At 61.1% G+C, this 25,511-nt stretch carries 25 protein-coding genes and 2 pseudogenes; 15 read left to right on the top strand and 12 right to left on the bottom strand.

The window, feature by feature from the left end; translation table 11 throughout:
* Positions 1-69: 69 nt before the first annotated feature.
* The gene (locus G9X67_RS17500) at positions 70-492 is read left to right on the top strand and encodes an organic hydroperoxide resistance protein (RefSeq protein WP_003546481.1); all 423 of its coding nucleotides are present in this window, start codon (positions 70-72) and stop codon (positions 490-492) included.
* A 90-nt stretch (positions 493-582) separates the two neighbouring features.
* Here the strand turns inward: G9X67_RS17500 and G9X67_RS17505 are convergent, their stop codons facing one another.
* The gene (locus G9X67_RS17505) at positions 583-1,029 is read right to left on the bottom strand and encodes a MarR family winged helix-turn-helix transcriptional regulator (RefSeq protein WP_062940776.1); all 447 of its coding nucleotides are present in this window, start codon (positions 1,027-1,029) and stop codon (positions 583-585) included.
* A gap of 88 nt (positions 1,030-1,117) precedes the next feature.
* Here G9X67_RS17505 and G9X67_RS17510 point away from each other — a divergent pair.
* The 3 genes and pseudogenes from G9X67_RS17510 to G9X67_RS17520 all read left to right on the top strand — a co-directional run bounded on the left by G9X67_RS17510 (position 1,118) and on the right by G9X67_RS17520 (position 3,256).
* Positions 1,118-1,845 (top strand): annotated as a pseudogene (locus tag G9X67_RS17510) (thioredoxin family protein).
* Between the two features lie 85 nt (positions 1,846-1,930).
* Positions 1,931-2,398, top strand: coding sequence for a DUF1579 domain-containing protein (locus G9X67_RS17515; protein WP_138328592.1), 468 nt, complete (start codon positions 1,931-1,933; stop codon positions 2,396-2,398).
* A gap of 78 nt (positions 2,399-2,476) precedes the next feature.
* The gene (locus tag G9X67_RS17520) at positions 2,477-3,256 is read left to right on the top strand and encodes a VOC family protein (protein ID WP_171599310.1); all 780 of its coding nucleotides are present in this window, start codon (positions 2,477-2,479) and stop codon (positions 3,254-3,256) included.
* Positions 3,257-3,313: 57 nt separating this feature from the next.
* Here the strand turns inward: G9X67_RS17520 and G9X67_RS17525 are convergent, their stop codons facing one another.
* Entirely contained in the window at positions 3,314-3,931 is a 618-nt protein-coding gene (locus tag G9X67_RS17525; protein ID WP_164054815.1) for an outer membrane protein, read from the bottom strand.
* Positions 3,932-4,096: 165 nt separating this feature from the next.
* Positions 4,097-5,623: an ABC-F family ATP-binding cassette domain-containing protein gene (locus G9X67_RS17530; RefSeq protein ID WP_171599311.1), complete on the bottom strand. Its 1,527-nt coding sequence runs from the start codon at positions 5,621-5,623 to the stop codon at positions 4,097-4,099.
* A 383-nt stretch (positions 5,624-6,006) separates the two neighbouring features.
* Between G9X67_RS17530 and G9X67_RS17535 the strand changes: the two genes are divergently transcribed.
* Positions 6,007-6,504 carry a metal-dependent hydrolase gene (locus G9X67_RS17535; protein ID WP_171599312.1) on the top strand — a complete coding sequence of 166 codons (498 nt, stop codon included), beginning with the start codon at positions 6,007-6,009 and terminating at the stop codon, positions 6,502-6,504.
* A gap of 7 nt (positions 6,505-6,511) precedes the next feature.
* Here the strand turns inward: G9X67_RS17535 and G9X67_RS17540 are convergent, their stop codons facing one another.
* Positions 6,512-8,104 (bottom strand): ABC-F family ATP-binding cassette domain-containing protein, encoded by a 1,593-nt coding sequence (locus G9X67_RS17540; protein ID WP_171599313.1) that lies wholly within the window; start codon positions 8,102-8,104, stop codon positions 6,512-6,514.
* A 333-nt stretch (positions 8,105-8,437) separates the two neighbouring features.
* The gene (locus tag G9X67_RS17545) at positions 8,438-10,003 is read right to left on the bottom strand and encodes a helicase HerA-like C-terminal domain-containing protein (RefSeq protein WP_138328586.1); all 1,566 of its coding nucleotides are present in this window, start codon (positions 10,001-10,003) and stop codon (positions 8,438-8,440) included.
* Between the two features lie 223 nt (positions 10,004-10,226).
* On the opposite strand from G9X67_RS17545, the gene G9X67_RS17550 reads away from it, so the two are divergent.
* Entirely contained in the window at positions 10,227-10,619 is a 393-nt protein-coding gene (locus tag G9X67_RS17550) for a hypothetical protein (protein WP_138328585.1), read from the top strand.
* Positions 10,620-10,790: 171 nt separating this feature from the next.
* On the opposite strand, the gene G9X67_RS17555 is transcribed toward G9X67_RS17550, so the two are convergent.
* A complete protein-coding gene (locus G9X67_RS17555) occupies positions 10,791-11,105 on the bottom strand; it encodes a type II toxin-antitoxin system RelE/ParE family toxin (RefSeq protein WP_171599314.1) in 315 nt (104 codons plus the stop codon).
* A 4-nt stretch (positions 11,106-11,109) separates the two neighbouring features.
* Positions 11,110-11,376, bottom strand: a complete 267-nt coding sequence (locus G9X67_RS17560) for a type II toxin-antitoxin system ParD family antitoxin (RefSeq protein WP_138328583.1) — start codon at positions 11,374-11,376, stop codon at positions 11,110-11,112.
* A gap of 164 nt (positions 11,377-11,540) precedes the next feature.
* On the opposite strand from G9X67_RS17560, the pseudogene G9X67_RS17565 reads away from it, so the two are divergent.
* Positions 11,541-11,989, top strand: a pseudogene (locus G9X67_RS17565) (NUDIX domain-containing protein).
* Positions 11,990-12,065: 76 nt separating this feature from the next.
* A complete protein-coding gene (locus G9X67_RS17570) occupies positions 12,066-12,407 on the top strand; it encodes a hypothetical protein (protein WP_138387786.1) in 342 nt (113 codons plus the stop codon).
* Positions 12,408-12,439: 32 nt separating this feature from the next.
* Here G9X67_RS17570 and zwf read toward each other — a convergent pair whose 3' ends face one another.
* The 3 genes from zwf to G9X67_RS17585 all read right to left on the bottom strand — a co-directional run bounded on the left by zwf (position 12,440) and on the right by G9X67_RS17585 (position 16,257).
* Positions 12,440-13,948, bottom strand: coding sequence for a glucose-6-phosphate dehydrogenase (zwf, locus tag G9X67_RS17575; RefSeq protein WP_138387785.1), 1,509 nt, complete (start codon positions 13,946-13,948; stop codon positions 12,440-12,442).
* Between the two features lie 138 nt (positions 13,949-14,086).
* Complete coding sequence (gene tam, locus G9X67_RS17580; protein ID WP_138328579.1) at positions 14,087-14,857, bottom strand: trans-aconitate 2-methyltransferase; 771 nt, start codon at positions 14,855-14,857, stop codon at positions 14,087-14,089.
* 125 nt (positions 14,858-14,982) lie between these two features.
* A complete protein-coding gene (locus tag G9X67_RS17585) occupies positions 14,983-16,257 on the bottom strand; it encodes a hemolysin family protein (protein ID WP_138328578.1) in 1,275 nt (424 codons plus the stop codon).
* 654 nt (positions 16,258-16,911) lie between these two features.
* Here G9X67_RS17585 and G9X67_RS17590 point away from each other — a divergent pair.
* The 4 genes from G9X67_RS17590 to G9X67_RS17605 all read left to right on the top strand — a co-directional run bounded on the left by G9X67_RS17590 (position 16,912) and on the right by G9X67_RS17605 (position 21,038).
* Entirely contained in the window at positions 16,912-19,293 is a 2,382-nt protein-coding gene (locus G9X67_RS17590; RefSeq protein WP_138387783.1) for a methyl-accepting chemotaxis protein, read from the top strand.
* A 156-nt stretch (positions 19,294-19,449) separates the two neighbouring features.
* On the top strand, positions 19,450-20,013 hold the full coding sequence (locus G9X67_RS17595; protein WP_171599315.1) for an AAA family ATPase: 564 nt from the start codon (positions 19,450-19,452) through the stop codon (positions 20,011-20,013).
* The gene (locus G9X67_RS17600) at positions 19,988-20,458 is read left to right on the top strand and encodes a GNAT family N-acetyltransferase (RefSeq protein ID WP_171599316.1); all 471 of its coding nucleotides are present in this window, start codon (positions 19,988-19,990) and stop codon (positions 20,456-20,458) included. Before G9X67_RS17595 ends, G9X67_RS17600 begins: the two co-directional genes overlap by 26 nt.
* A 73-nt stretch (positions 20,459-20,531) precedes the next feature.
* On the top strand, positions 20,532-21,038 hold the full coding sequence (locus G9X67_RS17605; protein WP_171599317.1) for an AAA family ATPase: 507 nt from the start codon (positions 20,532-20,534) through the stop codon (positions 21,036-21,038).
* 231 nt (positions 21,039-21,269) lie between these two features.
* Here the strand turns inward: G9X67_RS17605 and G9X67_RS17610 are convergent, their stop codons facing one another.
* Both G9X67_RS17610 and G9X67_RS17615 read right to left on the bottom strand, forming a co-directional pair.
* A complete protein-coding gene (locus G9X67_RS17610) occupies positions 21,270-21,719 on the bottom strand; it encodes a hypothetical protein (RefSeq protein WP_138388023.1) in 450 nt (149 codons plus the stop codon).
* 75 nt (positions 21,720-21,794) lie between these two features.
* A complete protein-coding gene (locus G9X67_RS17615) occupies positions 21,795-22,481 on the bottom strand; it encodes a TetR/AcrR family transcriptional regulator (protein WP_138328573.1) in 687 nt (228 codons plus the stop codon).
* A 147-nt stretch (positions 22,482-22,628) separates the two neighbouring features.
* On the opposite strand from G9X67_RS17615, the gene G9X67_RS17620 reads away from it, so the two are divergent.
* Genes G9X67_RS17620 through G9X67_RS17630 form a run of 3 tightly spaced genes read left to right on the top strand, consistent with a single transcriptional unit; the run spans position 22,629 to position 25,403 of the window.
* Positions 22,629-23,807, top strand: coding sequence for a patatin-like phospholipase family protein (locus tag G9X67_RS17620; protein WP_171599318.1), 1,179 nt, complete (start codon positions 22,629-22,631; stop codon positions 23,805-23,807).
* Between the two features lie 28 nt (positions 23,808-23,835).
* Positions 23,836-24,594, top strand: a complete 759-nt coding sequence (locus G9X67_RS17625) for an acetoacetate decarboxylase (RefSeq protein ID WP_138328571.1) — start codon at positions 23,836-23,838, stop codon at positions 24,592-24,594.
* Between the two features lie 26 nt (positions 24,595-24,620).
* Positions 24,621-25,403, top strand: a complete 783-nt coding sequence (locus G9X67_RS17630) for a 3-hydroxybutyrate dehydrogenase (RefSeq protein WP_171599319.1) — start codon at positions 24,621-24,623, stop codon at positions 25,401-25,403.
* Positions 25,404-25,511 lie beyond the last annotated feature (108 nt).

Here is a 25,511-nt window from a genome sequence, read left to right on the forward strand (position 1 = left end):
TTGCGTACAATTTAATTGTGCGATAATAAAAATCCAACCCGATCGAAGGGCCAACCAAAGGAGATCGTCATGCCTATTCTCTATACGACCAAAGCCTCTGCCACCGGCGGCCGCGCGGGCCGCGCCGTTTCCGAAAACGGCGTTCTGGACGTGACGCTGACCGTTCCCAAGGAACTCGGCGGCGACGGCGCGACCGGCACCAATCCCGAACAGCTTTTCGCTGCCGGCTACTCCGCCTGCTTCCTCGGTGCATTGAAATTTGTCGCGGGCCAGCAGAAGGTCAAGATTCCCGAGGACACGACGGTCTCCGCCAAGGTCGGCATCGGCCCGCGTGAAGATGGCGGCGGCTTCGGCATCGAAGTGGCGCTGACGGTCAACATCCCGGGTCTCGACCGCGAAACCGCTGAAAAGCTCGCAGCCGCAGCCCACATCGTCTGCCCCTACAGCCACGCGATGCGCACCTCGACCGAGGTCCCGGTCACTGTCGCCTGATCGGCTTAAAACTTGGTAGCCGTATCGGCTGCCGTCATCTGCCGGCCGGGCGGCGTTCAGCCCGGCCGGCCTCGGCGTTTCTATCGTCATTCATGACAGCGCCTGCAGATCCTGTCGCAGCCGGGCGGAGCCGCCTTCCGGCAGCTTTCCGTCGATCATCGCATGTGTGCTTTTCCAGATCGGCAGCGCTTTTGCCAGCACCGCCTTGCCCTCAGGGGTGAGGCTCAGCAGCCGGCCGCGCCTGTCTCTGGGGTTCTCCATCACCGTTACCCAGCCCTTGCGCTGCAGCGGCTTCAGCGCCGCCGTCAGCGTCGTTTGATCCATGGCGAGCAGGGCTGCGACCGGCCCCATCGGCGGCGGCTCCGGCCGGTTCAGCGACATCATCAGCGAAAACTGCCCATTGGTCAGGCCGGCCGGCCTCAGCGCATCGTCGAACAGCCGGGCAAGCGCGCGTGCTGCCCGCTGCACATGCAGGCATAGGCAGGTGTCTCGCACCATCAGCGTCGTGGAAAAGGGAATCTCGATCGAATTTGACATGCTCCATTTCTATTGATATCAATGTATTTAGTCAAGGAGAAGGAGATGAGCCGGCTTCACCGGCAAGCGCCGGAGGAGGGCGCACTCCATGCAGAATGAAGTTGTGTCCCGCGAAGAGTGGCTCGAGGCCCGCCGTGCCCTGCTGGCAAAGGAGAAGGAGGCGACGCGGCTGCGCGACAGCGTCAACGCCGCGCGTCTGGCGCTGCCCTGGTGAAGGTCGACAAGGATTATCTCTTCGAAACGCCGCAGGGCAGGAAGTCGCTCGCCGATCTCTTCGACGGCCGCAGCCAGTTGCTGATCTACCATTTTATGCTTGGCCCGGATTGGGATGCCGGCTGCACCGGCTGCTCCTTCCTGTCGGATCATGTCGATGGCGCCTTGCCGCATCTGAACCATCACGACGTCACCTGGGTCGCCGTTTCGCGCGCGCCGCTCGACAAGATCGCCGCCTACAAACAGCGTATGGGCTGGCAATTTCCCTGGGTCTCTTCCTTCGGCAGCGATTTCAATTTCGATTATCACGTTTCTTTCAGTCCCGAGGATCTTGCCAAAGACAAGGTCTTTTACAATTTCACACCGATGCAGCCGGCTGATGCCAATGACGAACTGCCGGGCCTCAGCGCTTTCTACCGCAACGACAAGGGCGAGGTCTTCCATACCTATTCGAGTTATGCCCGCGGGCCGGAAGAACTGATCGGCACCCTGATGATCCTCGACCGCGCGCCGAAGGGCCGCAACGAGGACAGCACGATGAATTTCGTGCGCCGCCACGACGAATATGAGGAGGCCGCCAAGGCGCCATCCTGCTGTCACTGAGCCGGAGCATGATGCCGAAAAGTGTAAGCGGTTTTGCGTCCGGAATGCGGAAAACAAACACCACCATCACTCAAGGGAGAAGAGGATGATGAAGACCGCTGAAGTGCTGAAGGAACATTCCTTCCTGGAAAGACTGGTCGGCGACTGGACCGTCACCGCACCCGACATGAGTGGCGGCGAGCCCTGGACGGAGACCGTCCGCTCGCTGCACGGCATCTGGTTCGTCGCCGAAGGGACCGGCCGTATGCCTGATGGTAAGGAGGCGACCAGCATCCTGACGCTCGGTTACAACGACGCAAAAGGCAAGTATGTCGGCAGCTGGATCGGCAGCATGATGGACTATATGTGGGTCTATGAGGGTGCGGTCGACGCGTCAGGCAATGTGCTGGACCTCTATACCACAGGCCCCGACTTCAATGGCGAGGGGCTTGCCGACTACCGCGAGCAGATCATCTTCGTCGACGCCGATCACCGCACCTTCGTCTCCAGCGCCAAGCAGCCGGACGGCTCCTGGAAGCAGTTCATGGAAGCACATTACGCCCGCAAGATCTGACAATCACGGCGTTCAACCTCGAGAAAGGGGCCTCGCAAAGAGGCCTCCGAAGAGGGGCGTCGAAAAAGGGAGAGTATGATGTCTGAGACGCATGGAAAGTTCATCTGGTGCGAGTTGATGACCCCCGACACATCGGCTGCCGCGAAATTCTATAGCTCGGTCGTCGGCTGGACCACCTCCGAGATGAAAATGGAGGGCATGCCCACCTACACGATCTTCGAGGCGAACGGCATCGGCGTCGCCGGCCTGATGGAATTTCCGGCCGAACTCGAAGGCAAGGGCATTCCGCCGAACTGGACGGGTTATGTCGACGTCGACGATGTCGACCAGACTGCCAAGGATTTTGCCGCCAATGGCGGTTCGGTCCGCCGTCCGCCGGAAGACATCCCGACCATCGGCCGCTTCGCCGTCGTTGCCGATCCGCATGGCGCGGTGCTCTGCATCATGACGCCGGCGCCGATGGAGAAGCCCATGCCGGAACTGGCCTTCGACGCCCCCGGCAATATCGGCTGGCGCGAACTCTATGCCGGCAACGGCAAAGACGCTGTTTCCTTCTATTCCAAGCTGTTCGGCTGGACGAAGGACAGCGAAATGGACATGGGTCCGATGGGCGTCTACTACCTCTTCGCCCATAACGGTCGGCAGATCGGCGGCATGATGACCAAGCCGGAAAACATGCCGATGACCTTCTGGTGCTATTATTTCATCGTGCCGACCCTCGACGCCGCGATCGAACGCGTCACCTCAGGCGGCGGCAAGGTCGTCAACGGCCCGATGGAAGTCCCCGGCGGCAGCTGGATCATCCAGGCCACCGACCCGCAAGGCGCCTTCTTCTGCCTGGTCGCACCGAAGCGGTAGGTTTTTAGGCGTGGCAGCGTGCGGCAGGACCCTCATACGGTTGCCGCCGCCTTTCCGTCAGAACTTGTAGCTGGTCCCGAAGAGGACCTTGTCCTGCGTGGCGCCGACATCGCCGATGGTCGAGCCGAAGTCCTTGTTGCCGAAATCGGAATGACGATACTCGCCGCGCACCAGGATATTGTCGGTGACCGCATGTTCGATGCCGCCGCCGGCCGTCCAGCCGATCAGGATGCCATCCTTCTTTCCGGCAGCGGGAATGTCGACCTTGCCGCCGCCGGCTGCCACGCCTGCCGTTGCAAAGAACAGGGTTCGATCCCAGGCGTAACCTACCCGGGCTCGGCCGGAAGCATCCCATTCGAGGTTCGCATTGTCATTTTTCTCGAAGTTGTAGTTAAAGTCGTTCTCGATGCCGTAGACGATATTTCCGGATTGGAAATTATAGCCGGCATGCAGGCCGGATGTGCCGCTGTCGATATCCTGATCCGAGCCGAGGATCTTTGCCTGGCTCCAGGAATATCCGCCCTGGGCGCCGAGATAGAAGCCCGACCAGTCATAGGCCGAAGATACTTGCTCGGCGGACGGTGCCGACGGCGTTTCATAGGTAAGATCGGCGGCAACGGCAGGAACGGCAACCGAAAGCGTCAGGGCGGCGCAGGCGACTAATCTGATATGCATGGAGATGCCTCGTGTTCATGGGAAGAAAAGTCGAGAGGCGATCGCGACACCGCCCGGCTCTCAAGAAACCATGCCCCGCGCCGATGTTGCGGAGTGTCTTTTAACATTGAGATTTGTTGCGAACCCTCGCAAAGGACGGGGCGACGCGGCACGCCCCGTCGCCCATTACACGCCTGATCCCACCGAAGCAAAGAACCCCTCCGGGCTCTCCACCTCCACCAGCCGCTTCCTCTCGATCAGCCAGAACCGGTTTCCCACCGCCCGCACGAAACTGCGGTCATGCGAGACCAGCAGGCAGCTCGCTTCGTGCGCCATCAGCTCGCTCTCCAGCGCCTCCTGTCCGTCGATGTCGAGGTGGTTGGTCGGTTCGTCGAGCAGGTAAAAGTTCGGCTCCGTCAGCCGCAGCACCAGCATGCCGAGCCTAGCCTTCTGGCCGCCGGAAAGCTGGCCGATCGGTTTTGCCTGCATGTCGATCGTCATGCCGGCGCCTGCCAGCAAGCCCCGCGCTCGCTGATCGCCGACATCGAAGCGGCGGATGATCGTACCGATCGGCGTGTCGGTGTCGGCAAGATCGGCAAGTGCCTGATCGCCATAGCCGAGCACCAGCGAAGGCGTCGCCTTGATGCTGTCGCGCGCCGTCTCCGGCCTTTCGATTGCCTGCTTCAGCATCGACACCAGCCGCGACTTGCCGGCGCCGTTGAGGCCGAGCAGCACGATGCGGTCACCCTGGCAGATGAATTGCCGGCCGGTCTTGAACAGCAGCGTTCCATCCGGCGTCGTTACCGCCGCATCCTCAAGCGTCATCAGCACCTTGGCATGCGTGCCGCGATTGGCAAGCCGGATAGCGCCGGCCGAGCGCTCCAGATGCGCCGGTTTTGCCGCATCCTCCAGCTTCTCCGCCCGCTGCTTGAGCTGCTTCGTCTTGACGACGAGCAGATCGCTGCCGGAGTTGATGCCGATATTGTTGAGCTTGGCGGCCTGCTTGCGTAATTGCTCCGCCACCTTCATGTCGCGCTCGTAGCGCCGGGCTTCGGAAGCGTCGGCCTCGTCGAGGGCAGCGCGCGCCCGGGTATAGGGCAGGGCGAAGACCGGCGATTGCTCGGGCCGCAGGAACAGCGTCCGGTTGGTCGTCGCATCGAGGAAGGCGCGATCGTGGCTGGAGAGGATGACCGGCACGTCGCGCGGCAGCGCATTCAGCCAGTTCTCCAGCTGCGCGATCTTTTCAAGGTCGAGATGGTTGGTCGGCTCGTCGAGCAGAAGCACGTCGGGTTCGCTCACCCAGGTGCGGGCAAGCATGGCAAGCCGTTGCCATCCGCCGCTCAACTGCTTCAGCGGCCGGCTGCGCATGGCCTCCGGCACGTCGAGCGATTCCAGCACCACGTCGACCCGCCAGCTCTCGCTTTCGGCCTGATCGGCCGGCAACGCCTGCAGCACCGCATCGTAGAACGGCGTGTCGAAAAGGGCAGGTGGCACATTCTGCGCGACATGGCCGACGGTCAGCCCGCGCGCCTTGGTGATCTCGCCCTCGCTCGGCTCCAGCGCGCCGGTGATGCAGGCAAGCAGCGTCGATTTCCCCCGCCCGTTGGCGGCGACGAGACCGATGCGGTCGCCGGCATTGACGACGAGATTGAGCTTGGAAAACAAGGGATTGCCCAGCGTCACGCCGAGATTGCGGATATTGATGAGTGTCATGATCGTTCTCTGGTCTTGACCGGGTATTCGAGTGCGATCCGGGGCGTTCAGCCATCACGGGATTGCGCGGTTCGGACCCGGGAAATGAGAGGAATGCGCGCTGTCAGCTACGGCGCCGCATTGGCCACGAAGGGCAGACCAGGAAGAGATGTCGAGAAACGGTCTCTGGTCAGCCCTGCAAACGCATTTGCAGGGCGTTGACGGGACCACGCTGGCGATTAAACCGAAAATAATATTGCATTGCGTGATCCTCCTTTCTCGAAAGCTTGCGGGATTCCAATAACATTGCCCGCAAAAAGAGGCAAGAGAGCCGGACCTGTGCCGATTCTAGCCATAAACCGCGCATAGAGGATTCTTCGGGACCGCCCGGGAGAATAAGACGCATGCTCATTGCCCATTTGCCGGCAGGCTACCTTCTCGGGAGGGCCGCGCGGCAGCGGTCCGCCGCACCCGGCATCATGACCGCAGCCTTGATCGGCAGCGTATTGCCGGATTTCGACATGGTCTATTTCTTCCTGACCGGCGGCAAAGTCCACCATCACGACTATGTCTCCCACTGGCCGCTTTTTTGGCTCGGCTTCGCCGCCACGGCCCTGCCGGCGATCGGTCGACTGGCGTCGGACTGGCTTCCCACGGCCGCCGTCTTTTTCGCAGCCGTCATGCTTCACATGGTTATGGATACCGTCGCTGCGCCGATGCTTTGGCTCGCGCCATTCGATTGGTCGAAATTCGAGCTGACGACGGTGCCGGCGACCTACAGCAATTGGGTCGTGAGTTTCATGTTGCATTGGACCTTCGCTCTTGAACTCCTGATCTGCGTCACCGCGTTGATCGTCGCCGTCTGTCGGAACCGTCGCGTCGGAGGCCGGCAGCAGGCATGAGCCGGAATTATCCCGGGTCGGCTGGCGACAGTTCCAACCGCCGCGTGATCCCGATACTCCTGAGGAATGTCTCGTCGTGGCTGACCACCAGCAGCGCGCCGTCGTAGGCGCGCAGTCCTGCCTCGACCGCGGCGATCGAGTCGATGTCGAGATGGTTGGTCGGCTCGTCGAGGATCAACAGCGGCGGCGGTGCCGAGCCGAGGACGCAGGCAAGGCCCGCCCGCAGCAATTGCCCGCCGCTTAGCGTCGATACGGTCTGTAGCGCAGCGTCCGCCCTGAACATGAAGCGGGCAAGGGCCGCCCGGCAAGTATTTTCATCGGCCTGCGGATTGATCCGGCGAAAATTGTCGCGGATCGAGGCCGAAGGATCGAGCAGGCTCACCTTCTGATCGAGCATAGAGAAAGCGGTCATGACGCCGACCGTGCCGGCCCAGGGTTTCAGTGCGCCGGTAACGAGCGCCAGCAAGGTCGTCTTGCCCGAGCCGTTGCGGCCGGTGACGGCGATACGCTCGGGTCCCGTCACATCGAAGGAGAGATCGCGGATGACGGGATCATCAGGCTGGTAGCCCGATGTCACGCCATCCATCTTCAGCACGATCTTGCTGGCAGGCAGCCCGGTTGGCGGCAGGGTGACCGACAAGGGCTGCAGGATCTCGATCTTCTCGCGCGCTGCTGTTGCCTCTTCCCGTGTCTGGGCGCGCCGGCGTTCAGCGATACGGGCATTGTCGCCACCCGTCGTTTCGCTCCGCTCCTTCATGCCGCCGAGCATGATGCGTGGAATGCCGCCTTTGGCGGCCGTCTTCCGGCCCGCGCTGTCTCTGTGCGCCTGACGCTCCACCGTCGCCTGCGCCTTCCGCGCTACCTCGGCCATGCGTTTTTCGGCTTCAGTGAGATCATGCTGTGCCGCCGCGAGCTCAAGAGCCTTGCGCTCGCGGTAATGGCTCCAGTTGCCGCCATAGCGCGTGGCGCCGAGCGACGTCAGTTCAACGATCGCATCGACGCTTTCGAGCAGTTCCCGGTCATGGCTGACGATGATGGCGCCGGCCCGCCAGCCTGACATCAGCGCGATCACAGCCTCTCGGCCTTCGCGATCGAGATTGTTGGTCGGTTCGTCGAGCAACAGGAAATCCGGCTCGGTGAAAACAAGCGCCGCAAGCCCGGCACGGGTCCGCTGCCCACCGGAGAGCACGGCAAGCGGCGTCTCCGGCGGTGCGTCGAGCCCCGTCCGATTGAGCGCTGCGGCAATGCGCGCCTCCAGCATCCAGTCCGCCGATCCAAGCTCGTCGGCCGTTGCCTCGCCGGCTTCGGCGCGGCGAAGAATAGCGAGCGCATCGGTCACGCCGAAGAGATCGGCGATCGTTTCCTCGGGCGCCACCTGAACGCTCTGCCGCAGCACACCGAGGCTGCCGCCGACGGATACCGTCCCGGAATGTGGCTGGATCTCACCGGAGACGAGTTTGAGCAGCGTCGTCTTGCCGACGCCGTTGCGACCGACAAGACCGGTACGCTCAGCCCCAAAACTCAGGTCGAGACTGGAAAAAAGCGACCGCCCGTCAGGAGCGGACCACGAAACTTGGGAGAGAGTGATGGATGCAGGCATGGATATGGATGTCCCGGTTGGCAAGGCGAACTGGCGTTGCGATCGGGTTGAAATCCATTGCGGCACACATCCTGTTGAAATGGTCGACGGAAGGTAATTTAGGAGATAAAGGCATCAGGTTCAAGAAGGAGAACGATCTTGCATTCTTCGGGGGAAGGCCGTGGGAAGTTGCCCCTCACCCTAACCCTCTCCCCGTAAACGGGGCGAGGGGACGTGCCCTACGAGAGGTGCGCGAGGAAAGGAGAGGTTGCGGCTATTCCCCCTTCGCCCCGCGAGCGGGGAGAAGGTGCCGGCAGGCGGATGAGGGGCAGGTGGCACTCTGCTGCGAAACGCCTACCGCTTCAAGCTCCCCAAGATCCCGCGCACCAGCGCCCGGCCGACCTGTGTCGCCACCGTGCGGGCCACGCTCTTCATCGCCGCTTCCACCACCGTTTCGCGCTGATAGCCGGACGCCCGGCCGCGCGATTGGCCGCGGCCCTGGTTGTCGTCGTCATTGCCGCCGCCGAAGCCCGGCAGGTTCCAGCCGGAGGTCGTGTTGCCCTGTTGCTGTGGTGCTTCTTCCTGCGCCCGCTTGGCGGCGTCGGCATCGGCCGCCTTCTTCGCCCGTGCCGCCAGCAGTTCGAAGGCGGATTCGCGGTCGACATCCTCGTCATAGACGCCGAGAACCGGGCTCCTGTCCATGATCTGCCGGCGCTCGACATCCGTCACCGGGCCGACGCGGCCGGATGGTGGGCGGATCAGCGTGCGCTCGACGATCGAAGGCGCGCCCTTGGCCTCGAGCGTCGAGACCAGTGCCTCGCCAGTGCCGAGATTGGTGATGACGGTGGCGCAATCGAAGGCGGGATTCGCACGGAATGTATCGGCGGCCGTCCTTACCGCCTTCTGTTCGCGTGGCGAATAGGCGCGCAAGGCATGCTGCGCCCGGTTGCCGAGCTGGGCGAGCACCGTTTCCGGCACGTCGAGCGGGTTCTGCGTCACGAAATAGACGCCGACGCCCTTGGAACGGATCAGCCGCACCACCTGCTCGACACGTTCGGTCAGCACCTTCGGCGCGTCGTTGAAGAGCAGATGCGCCTCGTCGAAGAAGAAGACGAGCTTCGGCTTTTCGGGATCACCCACCTCGGGCAGTTCCTCGAAGAGTTCCGAGAGAAGCCAGAGCAGGAAAGTGGCGTAAAGCCGCGGGTTCATCATCAGCTTGTCGGCGGCCAGCACCGAGATCTGGCCGTAGCCATTATTGTTGGTGCGCATGATGTCGGTGATCTTCAGCGCCGGTTCGCCGAAGAAGTGTTCGGCGCCCTGCTGTTCGAGAACGAGCAGCGCCCGCTGGATCGAGCCGACCGAGGCCTTGGAGATCAGGCCGTATTGGTTGGAAAGTTGGCTGGCGTTCTCGCCCATATAGTTCAGCAGCGAGCTGAAATCCTTGAGGTCGAGCAACGGCAGCCCGCCCTGGTCGGCGATCTTGAAGGCGATGTTGATGACGCCTTCCTGCGGTTCGGAGGCATCCATCAGGCGGGCGAGCAGCAGCGGTCCCATCTCGGCGATGGTGGTGCGCACCCGGTGGCCTTTCTCGCCGAACAGATCCCAGAAGATCACTGGAAACTGGTCGAATTCGTAGTCGGCAAAGCCGATCTGCTCGGCGCGCTTCGTCAGGAAATCCTTGGGCTCGCCCTTGGCGGCGATGCCGGAAAGGTCGCCCTTGATATCGGCCGCAAACACCGGAACGCCGGCCCGGGAGAAGCCTTCGGCCAGCACCTGCAGCGTCACCGTCTTGCCGGTGCCGGTGGCGCCGGTGACAAGGCCGTGGCGATTGCCGAATTTCAGGTCGAGATATTCCGGCTTGTTGATGCTGTCATCGGGATTGCGGCTCGCGCCGATGAAAATCTTGCCATCCTCGATCATTCGGAATGCTCCCTTGGGGCTCTGCCGCCATTTGTATGAGAAGGCGTGTTCTGCCGCCTTCATCGAACCATCGTTTCCCTGTTATAAGCAGGCATGCGCATGCGGACAACTGTTTGCATTGAAAGCAAAACCGGACAAAGTGCGGCACGGGGAGGGGCCGGCTTGAGTTGCGGTCGAATCTCGATTAACGTTGACGTTAACGTCAAAAAACAGGAGGCTAACGATGAATGAAATTGTGACCCAGATCGCCGATCGCGTGGGTATTGCGCCTGATCTGGCCGAAAAGGCGCTCGGCATGATGCTCGGCTTTTTGCAGCGTGAGGCCGCCGATGGCCCGGTTGCCAAGATGATCGAAGCGATCCCCGGCGGCGCCGATCTCGTTGCCCAGTTCAATGGCGCAAGCGCTGGCGGCGGCGGTCTGCTCGGCGGGCTGATGAGTTCGCTCGGCGGCGGTGGCATCATGGGGCTCGGCCAGCAACTGATGGGCGAAGGCCTCGGCATGGGCGAGATCACCTCGCTTGCCAAGGAAACCATCGCGATCGCCAAGCAATATGCCGGCGAAGGGGTCGTCGACGAGGTCGTCGCTTCCGTCCCGGGCCTCAGCCAGTTCGTCTGAGACGAGGGATCGGCAAGAGCCTCGCGTCGTTGCGGGGCTCATTATATCTTGTCCTGAAATCGCCGGGGCAAAGGCCCGTCCAACTTGAAGAAATGGCCGGTCGGCGGCAGGCGAGCTGAACCGAAGGGGCCTGCAACCTACGGTCCATGCGGAGGAGGCTCGCCTGTCGGCTTACCCTTGTCGCTCTTCCAGAATCTCGTCAGTGATATCACGCCCACGCGCAAACACGCCCAATATGTTGACGTCACCGCCACTGACCGAGAACGCCACGCTGACGCTGCGCCGGTAGCCGATAACACGAAGGCCGGGAATCCGGCTTACCCGCACCGTGCCCCGTTCCGGGAACATCTCCAGGGCCTCGATGAAAGTGATCACTGTGTGGACGAAGTCGCCGGCGATGCCCGTTCCCGCCTCAACGGCGATATCGGCATAGAGCTTGTCGAGTTCGGCTTCCGCCTTCGGATGATAAATAATGCGGTAGGCCAACGCCCTACTTGGCTTTCGCCGCATCAATCCGGCGCTTGGTTTCAAAGCGGGCGCGTACTGTCTCGGCCGGGATGCCAAGGCTCGGGTTGTTCACTAGGTCGTCGTAGCGCGCCGGGATCTCCTCATTGAGCCAGCGTTCGCGGGCCGCCTCATGATCCTCCAGCAGCCGCAGTCCTGCCCGAACAACTTCGCTGGCATTGTTATAGCGGCCGGAGTCCAACTGCTTCCGGACAAATTCCTCGTAGTGGTTTCCGAGCGCGACGTTGGGCATGGTTTTCCTTTCGTTGTCACGAATATGGGGCAGTCGGCCCCCTATGGCAATAGATGTCAAAGATTGACCTAACATGATCATCGGCGCGCTGGCTTTGATCGCCCTTGCATCGCAGCCTCTGCCCACTAGTTAACGGCTGCCCCATTGGAGGGAAGGAGAGTCTTATGACCATCTGGCGTCCATCGCAGCAGATCAGGGTGAAGGTGATCGGCCTCGCCTGGCGGAAAGACTTGCCGCCGAAGTGGAGGATGACAGCGGCCGCATCAAGGGCGTTCGCCCGCTCGGCGGCGCGATCGAATTCGGCGAGAGCCGCGAAGGGGCCCTGCACCGCGAATTCCAGGAGGAACTCGAAACGGCGATCCGCATCGTCGGCCCCTGGCATCTGCTCGAAAACATTTACGAGCATCATGGCGCAATCGGTCACGAATTCATCTTCGCTGCCGATATCGAACTGGCCGATGCGTCGCTCTATGAGCGCGATGAAATCCACTATTCCGAACTCGACGAGACGGCGGCGATGGCGCGCTGGTTCGGCCGCGACAGGCTGCGGGACGCCGGCATCGATCTCTATCCGACAGGTCTCGACAGGCTGCTGTCGCGCTGGCGCGATTGAGCCGGAGATCGCCCGCTCTGAGGCGCCATATTCCAATCGCTAAACTTTGATCGTTTGCCCCGCTTCCGGGGGAACAATGAGGTCGTCCTGCTGTTTCTGTCGCATCGCTGAAAACATAGGAAATAGCATCATGCGTATGTTTCTTGCAGCAGCCTCGATCATTCTCCTCGGCTTCGCCGCTCCGGCTTTCTCCCAGGCCCTTGCTGATATGGATTCTAGCGGCCGCTTCGGCGGCATGCCACCCGGCACGGTGCCGGGGGCGGAATCCAATGGCGGACTCATGATTCCGCTGGATCCAGTCGAAACCGGTGATATCACCGTCGTCATTCCGTCCGATCGGACCGTCTGCCCGCGGCCCGGAACGCGTCAGTACCGCGCGGCCGAGCGCGACGGTACGCTAGGCGACGCCTGCCGCTGACGGGATAGGCCCAGATCAGCAAGCAGGACCGGCTATTTGTCGTTTCCGTGCAGTATGACGCCGAGTTCATGCCACTGCCGTCTGTCGCGCTGGATCAGTTCGTCGGCTGAGGCCGGTCCCATGCTGCCCGGCGCGTAGGCGTCAGGCACGCTCTCATCCTTGGCCCAGATATCGAGGAAGGGTTGCACCGCCGCCCATCCGGCCTCGATGCCGTCGGCGCGCTGGAACAGGGTCTGGTCGCCGATGAAGAGATCGTAGAGCAATGATTCATAGCCGGTCGTCTTGGCAATATCGAATTTGTCGGAATAGCGGAAATCGAGCGAGACCGGCACGGTATCGACCGAAAGCCCCGGCGATTTGATCGAGATTTCCATGCTCATGCCCTCGTCCGGCTGCACTTGGATCACCAGCCGGTTCGGCGGTAGGCGGCGCTTGACGTCGGTCTCGCGAAACTGCGCGAAGGGCACCGGCTGGAAGGTGATGACGATCTCGGTGTCGCGCGCCGTCAGCGCCTTGCCGGTCCTGAGATAGAAGGGCACGCCGGCCCAGCGCCAAGTATCGGCATAGAGCTTCAGCGCCACGAAGGTCTCGGTCCTGCTGTCGGGCGAGACGTCCTTGGTATCGCGATAGGCCGGAAGCTGAGCCCCATTGAGCGGGCCCGCAGCATAGGCGCCGCGCACGCCATGCGTCTTGGCCTCATCAGGTGTATAGACGCGCAGCGCCTTCAGCACCTTGCTCTTTTCGTTGCGGATTGCCTCGGCATCGAAGCTGTTCGGCGGTTCCATGGCGATCATCGCCAGCAGCTGGAAGAGATGGTTCGGCACCATGTCGCGCAGCGCGCCGGTAGCGTCGTAGAATTTGCCGCGGCTGCCGACATCGACGATTTCGGCGGCGGTGATCTGTACATGGTCGATGTAGCGGCTGTTCCACAAGGACTCGATCATCATGTTGGCGAAACGCGCCGTCATCAGGTTCTGCACCGTCTCCTTGCCGAGGAAATGGTCGAGCCGGTAGACTTGGCCTTCCCCGACCTGCGCGAGGATCTGTGCATTGAGCGCCTGCGCCGAGGCGAGATCGGTGCCGAACGGTTTTTCGATCGCGACGCGGCGGAAGACGCCGTCGCTTTCATTGGTCAGCCCATGGGCGGCGAGCTTCTCGACGATCGTCCCGAAAAAGGATGGCGGCACCGCGAGATAGAAGGCGGCATTGGCATGCGGCCCCAGCCGCTTGCCGATCTCGACGAAAATATCGTCCTTGGTGAAATCCCCAGACGTGTAGGAAATGCGCCGGCGCAGGCTTTCCCAGGTCTCGTCCTTCACCGGCGGCTCTTCACCGCTCAGATGGCTGAGGAATTGGTCGAGCCGCCCGCGCAGGAACTCGTCGTCACCCGGCTCGATGCCGATGCCGAGAATGTGGAGATCCTCGCCGACAAGGCGACTGCGCGTCAGATTGATGATCGCCGGCACCAGCAGGCGGCGCGTCAGGTCTCCCGTGGCGCCGAAGATGACGAGGGTGACCGGCGGGGTAGGGACAGCGTCCATGTGTCATCTCCTTGGATTTTCCGGCCGACTATACTGCGTGCCGGTCTCGCCGCAAGCACCATGCGGGCGAGGGATAACAAGCATTTGACACCATCCGGGGCGCCCAAGCTCGCGTCACCTTGCTTGGCGCGGCCGGCTTTACCGTTTCACCGCCACCATGAAAATTCTCGGAAACCGCAGCAGCACCCGCCCGTCCGACATCTTGGGATAGGCCTTTTCCACCTGCTTGAGGTAATCGGCCAGGAATGCCTCGCGATGCTCCTCGCCGGCATGGGCGAGATAGGGCATCAGCCCGGTTCCCTTCACCCATTCGACGATCGCTGCAGCATCCGCCATCGGGTGATTGTAGATGGTGTGCCAGATATCGACGCGAGAGGATTTGGCGATCAGCCGGCTGTAATAAGTGGACGGCGGGGGCAGCCCCTTGCGGCGCACGCTCTTCGCCTCGAAGGCGGATTTCCACGGGCCGGCATGCGCCGTCTCCTCCATCGCCAGATGCGAGGGTTCGCCGAGATTGTCGGGCATCTGCACGGCCAGCACGCCGCCTTCGGAAAGCCCGTCCATCAGCCGGTCGAAGATATCGAGATGGTCAGGCAGCCATTGGAAGACGGCATTGGCAAACAAAAGGTCGGCGGGCTCAGTCGACTGCCAGCGGGTGAGATCGGCCTCGACGAAGGCAGTGCCCGGAAGCCGCTTGCGCGCCGCCTCCAGCATGTTCATGTCGCTGTCGACGCCCGAGACGCCCTGCGCCCCGTAGCGCTCGATGATCAGCTCGGTCGAATTGCCCGGGCCGCAGCCGAGATCGATGGCATGACGAATGTTTTGCAGCGGCACCTGTGCCAACAGGTCGCGCGCCGGTCGCGTGCGCTCATCCTCGAATTTCACATATTGATTGGCGGACCATGCCATGGCGTTCACTCCTGCTGTCAGGCCACATCGTCCAAGTGGTGGATGCGGATCTTGTCGATGTTGCGGCCGTCGAGATTGACGACCTCATCGGCGAAGTCGCTGGCGAAGAGGGCGCCCGCCGGTCTTCACTCAGCCGACACAAGTATTTTGTCCACGCGCCTCCCGTCGAGATCGACGACTTCGAAGCGCCATCCATCTCTCGTGAAGCTCTCGCCCAATTCCGGCAGATGTTTCAACTCTTCCAACACCAGGCCGGCGACAGTCTGATATTCCAAGTCGCCATCGAGCTTGAGGTTTAAGAATTCAGCGAACTCGTCAATTGGCGTCCAGCCCGACACGAGATAAGAGCCGTCGTCTCGACGAGCGATGGCCTGTTCATCGACCGGTCCCTCCTGCAGAGCCCCCATGATTGCTTCCAATATGTCACCTGACGAGACAACCCCCTCGAAGTGGCCGTACTCGTCGAAAACCAGCACCATGTGAACGGGCGATTTCCTGATGGCTTCAATCACATTGATGGCAGTTGAAAGGTCTGAAACCACCGGGACGTCTTGCGTCAGAGCCGTAATGTCGGCACTGCCGTGTTCGGACATCGCGTCGTAGAAGTCCTTGACCGGAAGGATGCCGATCACCTCGTCCGAACTGCCTTTTCGAACCGGCAACCGCGACCGCTTCGTCCTGTGCAACTGGGTCCGAATTTCATCAAGGCTGTCGTCGATATCAATAATTTCCACGTCCCGTCGGGGCGTCATAAGCGCTCGGGCAGTGCGGTCGGCCAGCCGCATGACACCTGATATCATCGCGGACTCTTCGCTTTCGATCACTCCAGCCGACTGCGCCTCGGCCAGAACAGTTTTGATCTCTGCGTCGGAGACATTGTCGCCACCTTTTCCTGTTTGGCCCAAGAGCTTAAGCACAAGATTTCCGGAGGCGTTCAGAAGCCACACGAGCGGCAGCGCAATTTTTGAAAGTACCGCCATAGCGGGTGCGACCCTGGCCGCAACCGCTTCGGGTTCCCGCAATGCGATCTGCTTTGGAACAAGTTCGCCGACGATCAACGAAAGATATGTGATTGCCACGACGACTGAACCTACGCCAATGGCATCAGCGGCCGTCGATGACATTCCCTGGGCTTCTAGCCATCCGCTCAGGCGGCCGCCGAGCGTGGCCCCGGAGAAAGCGCCGGATAGAACGCCGACCAGCGTGATGCCGATCTGCACCGTAGAGAGAAATCGACCGGGGTTTTCGGCAAGTTTGATCGCTTGAGCTGCACCCTTGCTTCCATTGTCGGAGAGAACCTTTAGGCGAGCTGTTCGAGAATACACAACGGCCAGCTCCGACATGGCGAGCACACCATTCAGGATGGTGAGAAACGCCACAATTCCAATTTCCAGAAACACAGGGACCCTATTCGTTGAGGTTGTAGTGCCGCGTTCATCAGGCGAAGCGATGAGGCATTCGAAGGGACGCTCTTATACGCATATACGCATCACCTGTCGTCTCTCCATCATCGTGTTGACATCAGTGCAGGTTCCATCTGACCGCTCCTCTGAAGTGAGCCGCGGCCGCCCATCATCGGCAATGGTCTGGGAAGCGGCCCTCTCTGCGGGAGCCGTGATATGCTTGAGGCGAGGCGGAGGTCATCGCACCGTCTACAATGGTCGCCTGCTTCCTCGGCCGGGAGATCCCGGTTGGAAGGGGCGGAGCTTGTACTGGATGGGTCGCTGTCAGGCATGTCGCAATTTTGACGGTGAAACAGTGCCGACGCAAGAGGCGCCGGGCGAAAATCCTTATAGCGTCTTGATGTGACAGTTTCGCCAAGGGCAGCAGCACTGCGTTTGCGCGTCTTAAAAAAGGCGCTGCGATCAGTCCTGCCATAAGTAAAAGTGGCGCAATACACCGTAAATTAACAGCCGCTCCGTATTTTCTTTAAATTGCGAACGATTTCCGTGACGTGCAGCCACGTCCTGAAATCAGTTCTCGGTCTGGGGGAAGCCGGGACGGAATAGATCGGTGCGCGATCGACGACCTGCCCGCTTGAGGAGGTTAAGCGCATGCAGTTCAAATCGGCGACCGGACGCAACATTTTTTCCGTGGCGGCCTGCGGTGTCATCGCCACGATCGCGGCATCGGGCGTTCTTTTTTACATCGCCTACAACGATATGCGCAAATCGAGCCTCGATCAGATGCTCCAGATCGCCGCCACCAATGCGCTCAACGTCGAGAAATCCATGAGCGTGGCACTCGGCATCGTCAATACGCTGGAAACGTCGCTGTCGACGATGAAGGACGGCGGAAACGCCAATCGTGCGACTGCCGACGACTTGCTGAAGAACATGCTGCAGGATAATCCGATGGCGCTCGGTGTTTGGACCGGCTGGGAGCCGAATGCCTTCGACGGCAAGGACAAGGATTTTGTCGGCAAGGAAGGCCACGACACGACCGGCCGCTACGTGCCCTACTGGGTCCGCAGTGGCGACAAGATCCAGCACACGCCGCTGGTCGATTATGGCGTGTCGGGCGCCGGCGATTACTACCAGCTGCCCTTTACTCAGAAAAAGACTGTCGTCATCGAACCTTATGTCTATGCGGTCGACGGCAAGGACGTGCTGATGACCTCGGTCGCCAAGCCGATCATGGTCGATGGCAAGGCGCTCGGCGTCGCCGGCATGGATATTTCGCTCGACGACGCCAACAAGGCGATCTCGGCAGTCCACCCGATGGAGACTGGCTATCTCAGCCTCGTGACGGGCGCCGGCAGCATCATCAGCCATCCTTCCGCAGAACTCGCAGGCAAGAATATCAAGGACGGCGGCGATCTGACCGCCGGCTGGGATCAGTTGATCGCCAAGCCCGGCGTCGCGCAGGAGATCGCAGGCCCGGACGGCCAGACCTATTTCTTGGTCGCCTATCCGGTAAAGCTGACGAATGACCTGAACTGGTACGCCGTCGTCTCGGTGCCCAAATCCACCGTCTTTGCCCAGCTCAACAACATGGCCTGGAGCGCCGTTGCGATCACCGCCATCGCTGCACTCCTGCTCGGTCTTTCAGGCTGGCTCATCGCAGCCAAATTCATCCGCCGCATTGAGGGCGTGATCGCCGAGACCGATCGCATCGCCCATGGCCAGCTCGATGTGCAATTGTGCGACAAGAATGCCAAGGACGAAATCGGTGACCTCTCGCGTTCCCTCGCCATCCTGCTGGAAAGCAATCGCCAGAAGATCAAGCTGGAAACGGATGCAGAAAACTCCCGGTCCCGCGAAGAGATCGAACGACAGGAACGTTCGGTCCTCCATGCTGCCCGTGAGGATTCGATCAAGTTCGCGGTCAGCGAACTCGGCAACGGACTGGCCAGCCTTTCCAACGGAGATATGACCGTCCGGCTGGAAAAGCCGTTTACCGACTCCCTTGACGAAATCCGCGTCGATTTCAACGCGTCTGTCGAAAAGCTGCAGGCAGCCCTCATTTCCTTCTCCGAAAACGCTGCCGTCATCCAGGCCGGTTCGGAAGAAATCCGCTCCGGTGCCGACGATCTCGCCCGCCGCACCGAACAGCAGGCCGCTTCCGTCGAGGAGACCGCCGCTGCGCTCGAGCAGATCACCACCTCGGTCAAGGACTCCACCCTTCGCGCCGAAGAAGCGGGCGCGCTCGTCAGCCGCACCAAGGATGGTGCGGAAAAATCCGGAGAGGTCGTTCGCAAAGCCGTTGACGCGATGACCGGCATCGAGCAATCCTCGCAGTCGATCTCCAACATCATTGGCGTGATCGACGATATTGCCTTCCAGACCAACCTGTTGGCCCTCAATGCAGGCGTTGAGGCAGCACGTGCAGGGGAGGCCGGTAAGGGCTTTGCCGTCGTCGCACAGGAAGTGCGTGAACTGGCGCAGCGCTCGGCGACGGCCGCCAAGGAGATCAAGGCGCTGATCACCTCGTCCGGCGACCAGGTCAAGCGTGGCGTCGATCTCGTCGGCCAGACCGGCAAAGCGCTGCAGGCGATCGTTGCTGAAGTCCAGCAGATCAACAGCAATGTCCAGGCGGTCGTTCAGGCCGCCCGTGAACAGTCGACGGGTCTCCTGGAGATCAACACGGCAGTCAACCAGATGGACCAGTCGACCCAGAAGAATGCCGCAATGGTCGAGGAATCGAACGCCGCCTCGCACACGCTGGTGACGGAGGTATCTGCCCTCTCGGAGCGTCTGGCACAGTTCAATCTCGGCCAGGCGGCCAACGCGGCCCCTGCCGCCCGGACGACTGCCAAGCCGCTGGCGCGCCCGGCCGCGGCGACGCTTGCGGCGCGCAGAACGGTTCCCGCCTCGGCCACCGATCATGCCAGGCCCGCTCCGTCACCGGCCCGTGCACTCGGCGGCAAGCTCGCAGCCGCCTTCGGCACCTCAGCCGCACCGGCTTCGACCGAGGGCAACTGGGAAGAGTTCTAGCCACTCCACACGCGTCCTCGAAGGCGGCAGGCATTTTTTTCCTCAAGCGGACAGAGCTGCAAGAATGGCGTGCGCTCAATTTTGATTTGAAAGCATTCAATATCTCGCGCTAAGGTCACACAAACCAGCATCAGCGCAAAGTCCTCGGAGTTGCCGATGACGTTTCCCGATCCCTCAGCTGCCTTTGACCGCATGCTCATCATGGGCAATGGCGGCGCAGGCAAAACATGGCTCGCCTGTCGTATCGGTGAGCAGCTTCACCATCCGGTTATCCACCTTGATGACATGCATTGGGAGCCCGGGCGCTATGGGATCGCTCGCGACAGGGCGTTGCGGGATGAGATGGTCGAGGCAGCGGCCGAGCGCGACGCCTGGGTCATGGAGGGCGTTTACGGGCAACTGGTGAACATGGTCCTCAACCGCACGACGATCCTGATCTGGATTGATCTGCCGGAGGAGGAATGCATCGCCAACATTAAGGAGCGAGGTATTCAGAGCGGTGAGACAGGAACGCAGTTCGAAGGCCTTTTGAACTGGGTGGCCGAATACAGGAGTAGAACGAACAACTGGAATTCCTTCGAGACGCACGCGCGATTGTTCTCGGTCTTTTCTCGTCCGAAGTTCCTGTTATCGAGCCGTGAGGCCGTCACCGATTTTGCCGGCCGGTTGTCCATGAGCATCGACGAGGTCATCGATGAACGAACCCAGATTTCCGAATGACGAGGGCGAAGACGCCTGGATGGTCGTCCAGGTTTCTGCGGATGAACACTGGAATGCCTATCACGACATCCGCCGCGCTGTCCTCTTCGAGGCCCGTGGATTGATTGGCTATGATGCGAACCACCCCGATGATCGAAGGGATGGACATTTCCCTTTGCTGCTTCTGCTTGAAAAGACGCCGGTGGGTGCGGCCCGCCTCGATCTGATGGACGATGCGACGGCGTGTGTGCGAACCGTCGCGATCAGGGCGGAATGCCAGGGAAAGGGGTACGGGCGGATGCTCATGACCGGCCTCGAAAAATTCGCATCACAACACGGGGTCGAGAGATTGCTTGTGAACGCGGCGCGAGGCGCCGTGGGATTCTACGGCGCGCTCGGGTGGACCCTCGTTGAGGCCGGTGGTGAAAACCCGGTGCTGACTAAGGAATTGCGAACCGGGCCTTAATGGTGAAGTATTGCGCGACCGCGAGTTGCTCTGACGTTCTCGTGGAGCCTCTCCCAAAAACGACGAGGTCACGATGCTCATTATCTTTGGCGGTCTGCCTGGCAGTGGAAAGACGACGATTGCCCGCGCTTTGGCTGAACGGTTGAATGCGGTCCATGTGCGCGTTGATACCATCGAGCAAGCAATCCGCGCTTCTGGAATAGCCGATGATGCCGGGCCTGCAGGCTATATCGCGGCTTACGGTATCGCCGGAGACAATCTGACCCTCGGCAGAACCGTTATCGCCGACTCCGTCAACCCGCTCCGAATAACCCGGTCGGCATGGCGTTCGGTCGCGCAGGCTGCCGGGGTGACAGCGGCGGAGGTCGAGGTCGTTTGCTCGGATAAAGCCGAGCACCGCAAGCGTGCTGAAACGCGCCTCACCGACGTCGAAGGTCTGGTGAAGCCGACATGGCAAGAGATTTCCGAAAGAGCCTATGACGAATGGCACGATGCAATCGTCATCGATACGGCTTCGAAAACCGTCGAAGCCGTTTTGGATGAACTGGTGAGCCGATTGAAATCGCTGCCGATACGATGAATGAATGATCTCGTTTCCGAGCCGACACGTGAGCGAGGCGGATCTCATCGTAGCATCCTATAGCGGCCGCCTTCCTGGGTCGCGATTCCGATTTTGTCTGCCCAGTGGCCTCTGCAGAGGCTATCAAGACACGGAAATCAATATGCGGCGGCGATCACGCGTCTTTCTTCATTTGGCTGGCTTGCGCCGAACGTGGCTGATTGTAGCTTTGCTGGTGATTTCCGCATAATCCTATCGCCGGGGAGACAGGCCTCCTGTCGCCAATTCTGCCCGGCAAGCCTCACCAAAATCGAGGAGAAAGTTCATCTCGCCGGAACGCGCGAGATCGCGGATTTCAGAAAGTGAGCGGTTTGGCGTCAAATAGGTCTCGACGATCCTTACCATCGCCAGCTCGGCTCCATCCACGACCGGACGGGATGCGATCAGACGCATGTGGGCGACCAATGCATAAAGCAGCACGAGGTCGGAGACGTCGTCCTTCTGGTGGCTTATTGCGTCACCATAAAGCCGCGTGGCTTCGGTGATGAAATCGGAAAACAGCTTTTCGCGTTTGGCAATCTCGGCCTCGCGTTGTTTTTCCTTCACCTGTGATCGATGCGTCATCCAGGTGGAGGCAAACGAGGTCAGACTGCCAATCGCGATGCCGGCGAGCCCCATCAGAGCAGAGATGTATGCGTCCATGAGATTTCTCCTCTCGGAACGAGCCGGCGCGGGCACCACGTAAATGACAGAGTGGCTGCCCGCGAGCCTCAAGCCCTACTCGGCAAGCGGAGGACCCACCCACACGCCTGATGGTATTGCAGGGATACAATTCGCCAATCCGTCGAGCATGCCTTGCAAGACGCTCTCGGTCAGCTCCTCCATCTTGTCGCTGGGGCCGACGAGGCGATCCGCCAGCAGCAAAGTTAGACCGTGCATTTGGGACCAAAAAACAAGAATCGCCCCATCGATCGTGCGGGTATTGGCCTCGGTATCTGCAATCGGCCGCCCGAGAGCGCCGTCGGAGATCGCGCCAACTATAAGGGCTTTCATGTTGTAAGCCGCCGTTCTTTCGATGGCGGGGCGCCTTTCGTCCTGCCCGGCGAGGTAGCCGCCGAACATCAATCTGTAGAGCGCCGGATTGTTGACGCCGCCGGAGACATATGCGCGCGCCATAGCTGTCAGCCGCTCGCGCGGACTGTCGAGTTCCTTGGTCGCTTCGTCCATCCGCTTCGCCAGCAGTTCGAACCCAACCGCCGAGACGGCTCCCAGCAATTCGCGCTTATCGGCGAAGTGTTTGTACGGGGCGTTATGACTGACGCCCGCCCGACGTGCGAGCTCACGAAGCGAAAACTCCGTGCTTTGAGACTCGCTGAGGACGTCCAGGGCGGCCTCTACGATCGCCCTCTGCAGGTCGCCATGGTGGTACGGGCGCTGGTCTTTCGTGGAAATGTCTTGGGTCATGCCATCCATTTAGGTTGTTAAGTTGCTCATGTCAACATTCTGTCGATGGATGTTGACATTGTCCACTCTAGCACTTAAGTGGGCGGTGTCAACATATGCTGCGGCCGGTCTGGAACGGCGGCGGGATCAAGAACCGAGGTAAACTGCATGGCCGCTCAACATCCCTTCAAAAACAAGACGCATCGTATACCGGAGCGTCCGCCATTCGAGCGTATCGCGCTGTTGTTGCAAGGCGGAGGAGCGCTCGGCTCATATCAGGCCGGCGTCTATCAAGCATTGGCCGAAGCCGGTCTGCATCCTGACTGGGTCGCCGGCATCTCCATCGGTGCCATCAACAGTGCCCTGATTGCGGGCAATCCGCCTGAAAGACGAGTGGAGGCGCTCCGGAACTTTTGGGAGACGGTAACCGCCCCGGCTCACGGGTTTCCCACTCTGTTTTCGGCGATGCTGGGGGCGATGGGGCTCCAGGGTGATTTCGCGCGTGGCCTGCTCAATCAGGCACATGCCTTCGCCACCCTTATGGACGGCGCCGCAGGCTTCTTCACGCCCCGTCCGGTGCCACCTTTCTTTTCATCCGCCGGCAGCATCGAGGCGGAAAGCTTCTACGACGTCACACCGCTGAAGGCGACGCTGGAACGGCTGGTGGACTTCGACCGCATCAATACTGGGGCCATGCGTTTCAGCGTCGGCGCCGTCAACGTGCGCACCGGCAACTTCGAGTACTTCGACACTACGACCCACGCTATCCGTCCCGAACATATCATGGCGAGCGGCGCCCTGCCGCCTGGCTTCCCGGCGACGAGGATCGACGGCGAGTGTTACTGGGACGGCGGCCTCATATCGAACACGCCGCTGCAATGGGTCCTCGACAACTCGCCGCGCCAGGACACGCTGGCCTTTCAGGTCGATCTCTGGAGCGCGAGTGGCGAGTTCCCGCGTGACCTCCTCGGAATCGAACTGCGGCAGAAGGATATCCGCTTCTCGAGCCGCACGCGCGCGGCGACCGACCATTTCAAGACGCAGCAGCGGCTGCGCCGCGCACTCGGCCATCTCGTGGAGCTCGTTCCGCAGGACGCGCTGCTGCAAGCCGATCCGGAGATCAAGCTGCTCGTCGATCAGGCCGACGAGAAGGTCTACAACATCATACAGCTCATATATCGCGCCAAAAAATACGAAGCGAGCTCCAAGGATTACGAGTTCTCCCGGCTGACGATGGAGGAGCACTGGGCCTCCGGCTACAACGACGCCCTTCGAACACTGCGCCACCCCGAGGTGCTGCAGAGGCCTGGCACGTCCGACGGCGTCGCCATTTTCGACTTCGATTGAGATTTCACCCAAAGAGAAGAGCACGACCATGAAGATCGCCGCAGTCCGCGAAAATGCCTTCGCGATGCCGCTCAACAACCCGGCCTATCCGAGGCCACCCTACAAGTTCTACAACCGCGAATTTGTCGTCATCAACTACCGGACCGATCCGGAGACCCTGCGCGCCCTCGTGCCGGAACCGCTGGAAGTGATCGGCGACACCGTCGCCTATGAATTCATCCGCATGCCGGATTCGACCGGCTTCGGCGACTATACGGAAACCGGGCAGGTCATTCCGGTGCGCTTCACGACGCCATCGGGCAAGGTGCAGGAAGGCAGCTACGTGCATGCCATGTATCTTGACGACAACTCTCCGATCGCCGGCGGCCGTGAGATCTGGGGATTTCCGAAGAAGCTGGCGACACCGAAGCTGTCGCACGAGCAGGAGACGCTCGTCGGGACGCTCCACTACGGCTCGGTTTTGTGCGTGATGGCGACCATGGGCTACAAGCATCGCGAGCTCCCGCTGGAGCCGCTGGCAAAGGCGATGGCGAAGCCCGCCTTCGTGCTGAAGGTCATCCCGCACGTCGACGGTTCGCCCCGGATTTGCGAACTCGTGCGCTACTATCTCGAGGATGTGACCCTGAAGGGCGCATGGGCCGGGCCAGCAGCCCTGCAATTGTTCGAACACGCAATGTGCGACGTCGCGCGTCTACCCGTGCGCGAGGTCACCTCGGCCAGCCATTACGTCGCCGACCTGACGCTCGGCCTCGGCGAGGTCGTATTCGACTACCTCCAAAACGACTGATCTCCCGCAACTTAAAGGAACTATCCATGTCTCGATTTGATGGAAGAGTAGCGATTATCACCGGAGCCGCGAGCGGCATCGGCAAGGAAATCGCGCTTCGCTTCGCAACCGAAGGCGGCATTCCCGTGATCGCCGACCTCAATCTCGACGCCGCGAACGCAACGGCTGCCGAGATTAAGGAGAAGGGCGGCGATGCCTTCGCCGTGGCGATGAACGTTGCCGACGAAGAGCAGGTGGAAAAGGCCGTTGGCGAGGTGATCGCCAGGTTCGGCAAGATCGACGTGCTGGTCAGCAACGCCGGCATCCAGATCGTCAAGCCGCTGGTCGACTTTCCTTTTGCGGACTGGAGAAAGCTGCTTTCGATCCATCTCGACGGCGCCTTTCTGACCACTCGCGCCTGCCTCAAGCACATGTATGCCGCCAATTACGGCCGGGTGATTTACATGGGCTCCGTGCACTCCAAGGAAGCCTCGAAGTTGAAAGGCCCCTATGTCACGGCCAAGCACGGACTGATCGGACTGGCCAAGGTACTGGCAAAGGAAGGGGCCGAACACAACGTCACGGCCAACGTGGTCTGCCCCGGCTTCGTGCGCACGCCGCTCGTCGACAAACAGATCCCCGAGCAGGCGCGGGAGCTCGGCATCAGCGAGGAGCAGGTGGTCAAGACGGTGATGCTCAAGGACACGGTCGACGGCAAGTTTACCAGCACCGATGACGTGGCCGACGCTGTTCTCTATTTCGCGGCGGCCAGGTCCAATGCCGTGACCGGTCAGTCGCTGGTCGTGAGCCACGGCTGGTTCATGCAGTAGGATCGGTTGCGGACAGACGGACGACACCCTTTGCGGCGCCGTGCGACAGGAACGCTCCAGCACCCCGGACCAACTCTACTCGCGACGAGCCGCAGTGAGCTCGCGCTA

The sequence above is a fragment of the Rhizobium sp. WYCCWR 11152 genome (genome assembly GCF_013087615.1).
Taxonomy (GTDB): domain Bacteria; phylum Pseudomonadota; class Alphaproteobacteria; order Rhizobiales; family Rhizobiaceae; genus Rhizobium; species Rhizobium indicum.

Bases quoted from the DNA above. Each gene is read 5' to 3' on its own strand.
- G9X67_RS17500 (WP_003546481.1), top strand. From the start codon at position 70: ATGCCTATTCTCTATACGACCAAAGCCTCTGCCACCGGCGGCCGCGCG.
- G9X67_RS17505 (WP_062940776.1), bottom strand. From the start codon at position 1,029: ATGTCAAATTCGATCGAGATTCCCTTTTCCACGACGCTGATGGTGCGA.
- G9X67_RS17515 (WP_138328592.1), top strand. From the start codon at position 1,931: ATGATGAAGACCGCTGAAGTGCTGAAGGAACATTCCTTCCTGGAAAGA.
- G9X67_RS17520 (WP_171599310.1), top strand. From the start codon at position 2,477: ATGTCTGAGACGCATGGAAAGTTCATCTGGTGCGAGTTGATGACCCCC.
- G9X67_RS17525 (WP_164054815.1), bottom strand. From the start codon at position 3,931: ATGCATATCAGATTAGTCGCCTGCGCCGCCCTGACGCTTTCGGTTGCC.
- G9X67_RS17530 (WP_171599311.1), bottom strand. From the start codon at position 5,623: ATGACACTCATCAATATCCGCAATCTCGGCGTGACGCTGGGCAATCCC.
- G9X67_RS17535 (WP_171599312.1), top strand. From the start codon at position 6,007: ATGCTCATTGCCCATTTGCCGGCAGGCTACCTTCTCGGGAGGGCCGCG.
- G9X67_RS17540 (WP_171599313.1), bottom strand. From the start codon at position 8,104: ATGCCTGCATCCATCACTCTCTCCCAAGTTTCGTGGTCCGCTCCTGAC.
- G9X67_RS17545 (WP_138328586.1), bottom strand. From the start codon at position 10,003: ATGATCGAGGATGGCAAGATTTTCATCGGCGCGAGCCGCAATCCCGAT.
- G9X67_RS17550 (WP_138328585.1), top strand. From the start codon at position 10,227: ATGAATGAAATTGTGACCCAGATCGCCGATCGCGTGGGTATTGCGCCT.
- G9X67_RS17560 (WP_138328583.1), bottom strand. From the start codon at position 11,376: ATGCCCAACGTCGCGCTCGGAAACCACTACGAGGAATTTGTCCGGAAG.
- G9X67_RS17570 (WP_138387786.1), top strand. From the start codon at position 12,066: ATGAGGTCGTCCTGCTGTTTCTGTCGCATCGCTGAAAACATAGGAAAT.
- zwf (WP_138387785.1), bottom strand. From the start codon at position 13,948: ATGGACGCTGTCCCTACCCCGCCGGTCACCCTCGTCATCTTCGGCGCC.
- tam (WP_138328579.1), bottom strand. From the start codon at position 14,857: ATGGCATGGTCCGCCAATCAATATGTGAAATTCGAGGATGAGCGCACG.
- G9X67_RS17590 (WP_138387783.1), top strand. From the start codon at position 16,912: ATGCAGTTCAAATCGGCGACCGGACGCAACATTTTTTCCGTGGCGGCC.
- G9X67_RS17595 (WP_171599315.1), top strand. From the start codon at position 19,450: ATGACGTTTCCCGATCCCTCAGCTGCCTTTGACCGCATGCTCATCATG.
- G9X67_RS17600 (WP_171599316.1), top strand. From the start codon at position 19,988: ATGAACGAACCCAGATTTCCGAATGACGAGGGCGAAGACGCCTGGATG.
- G9X67_RS17605 (WP_171599317.1), top strand. From the start codon at position 20,532: ATGCTCATTATCTTTGGCGGTCTGCCTGGCAGTGGAAAGACGACGATT.
- G9X67_RS17610 (WP_138388023.1), bottom strand. From the start codon at position 21,719: ATGGACGCATACATCTCTGCTCTGATGGGGCTCGCCGGCATCGCGATT.
- G9X67_RS17615 (WP_138328573.1), bottom strand. From the start codon at position 22,481: ATGACCCAAGACATTTCCACGAAAGACCAGCGCCCGTACCACCATGGC.
- G9X67_RS17620 (WP_171599318.1), top strand. From the start codon at position 22,629: ATGGCCGCTCAACATCCCTTCAAAAACAAGACGCATCGTATACCGGAG.
- G9X67_RS17625 (WP_138328571.1), top strand. From the start codon at position 23,836: ATGAAGATCGCCGCAGTCCGCGAAAATGCCTTCGCGATGCCGCTCAAC.
- G9X67_RS17630 (WP_171599319.1), top strand. From the start codon at position 24,621: ATGTCTCGATTTGATGGAAGAGTAGCGATTATCACCGGAGCCGCGAGC.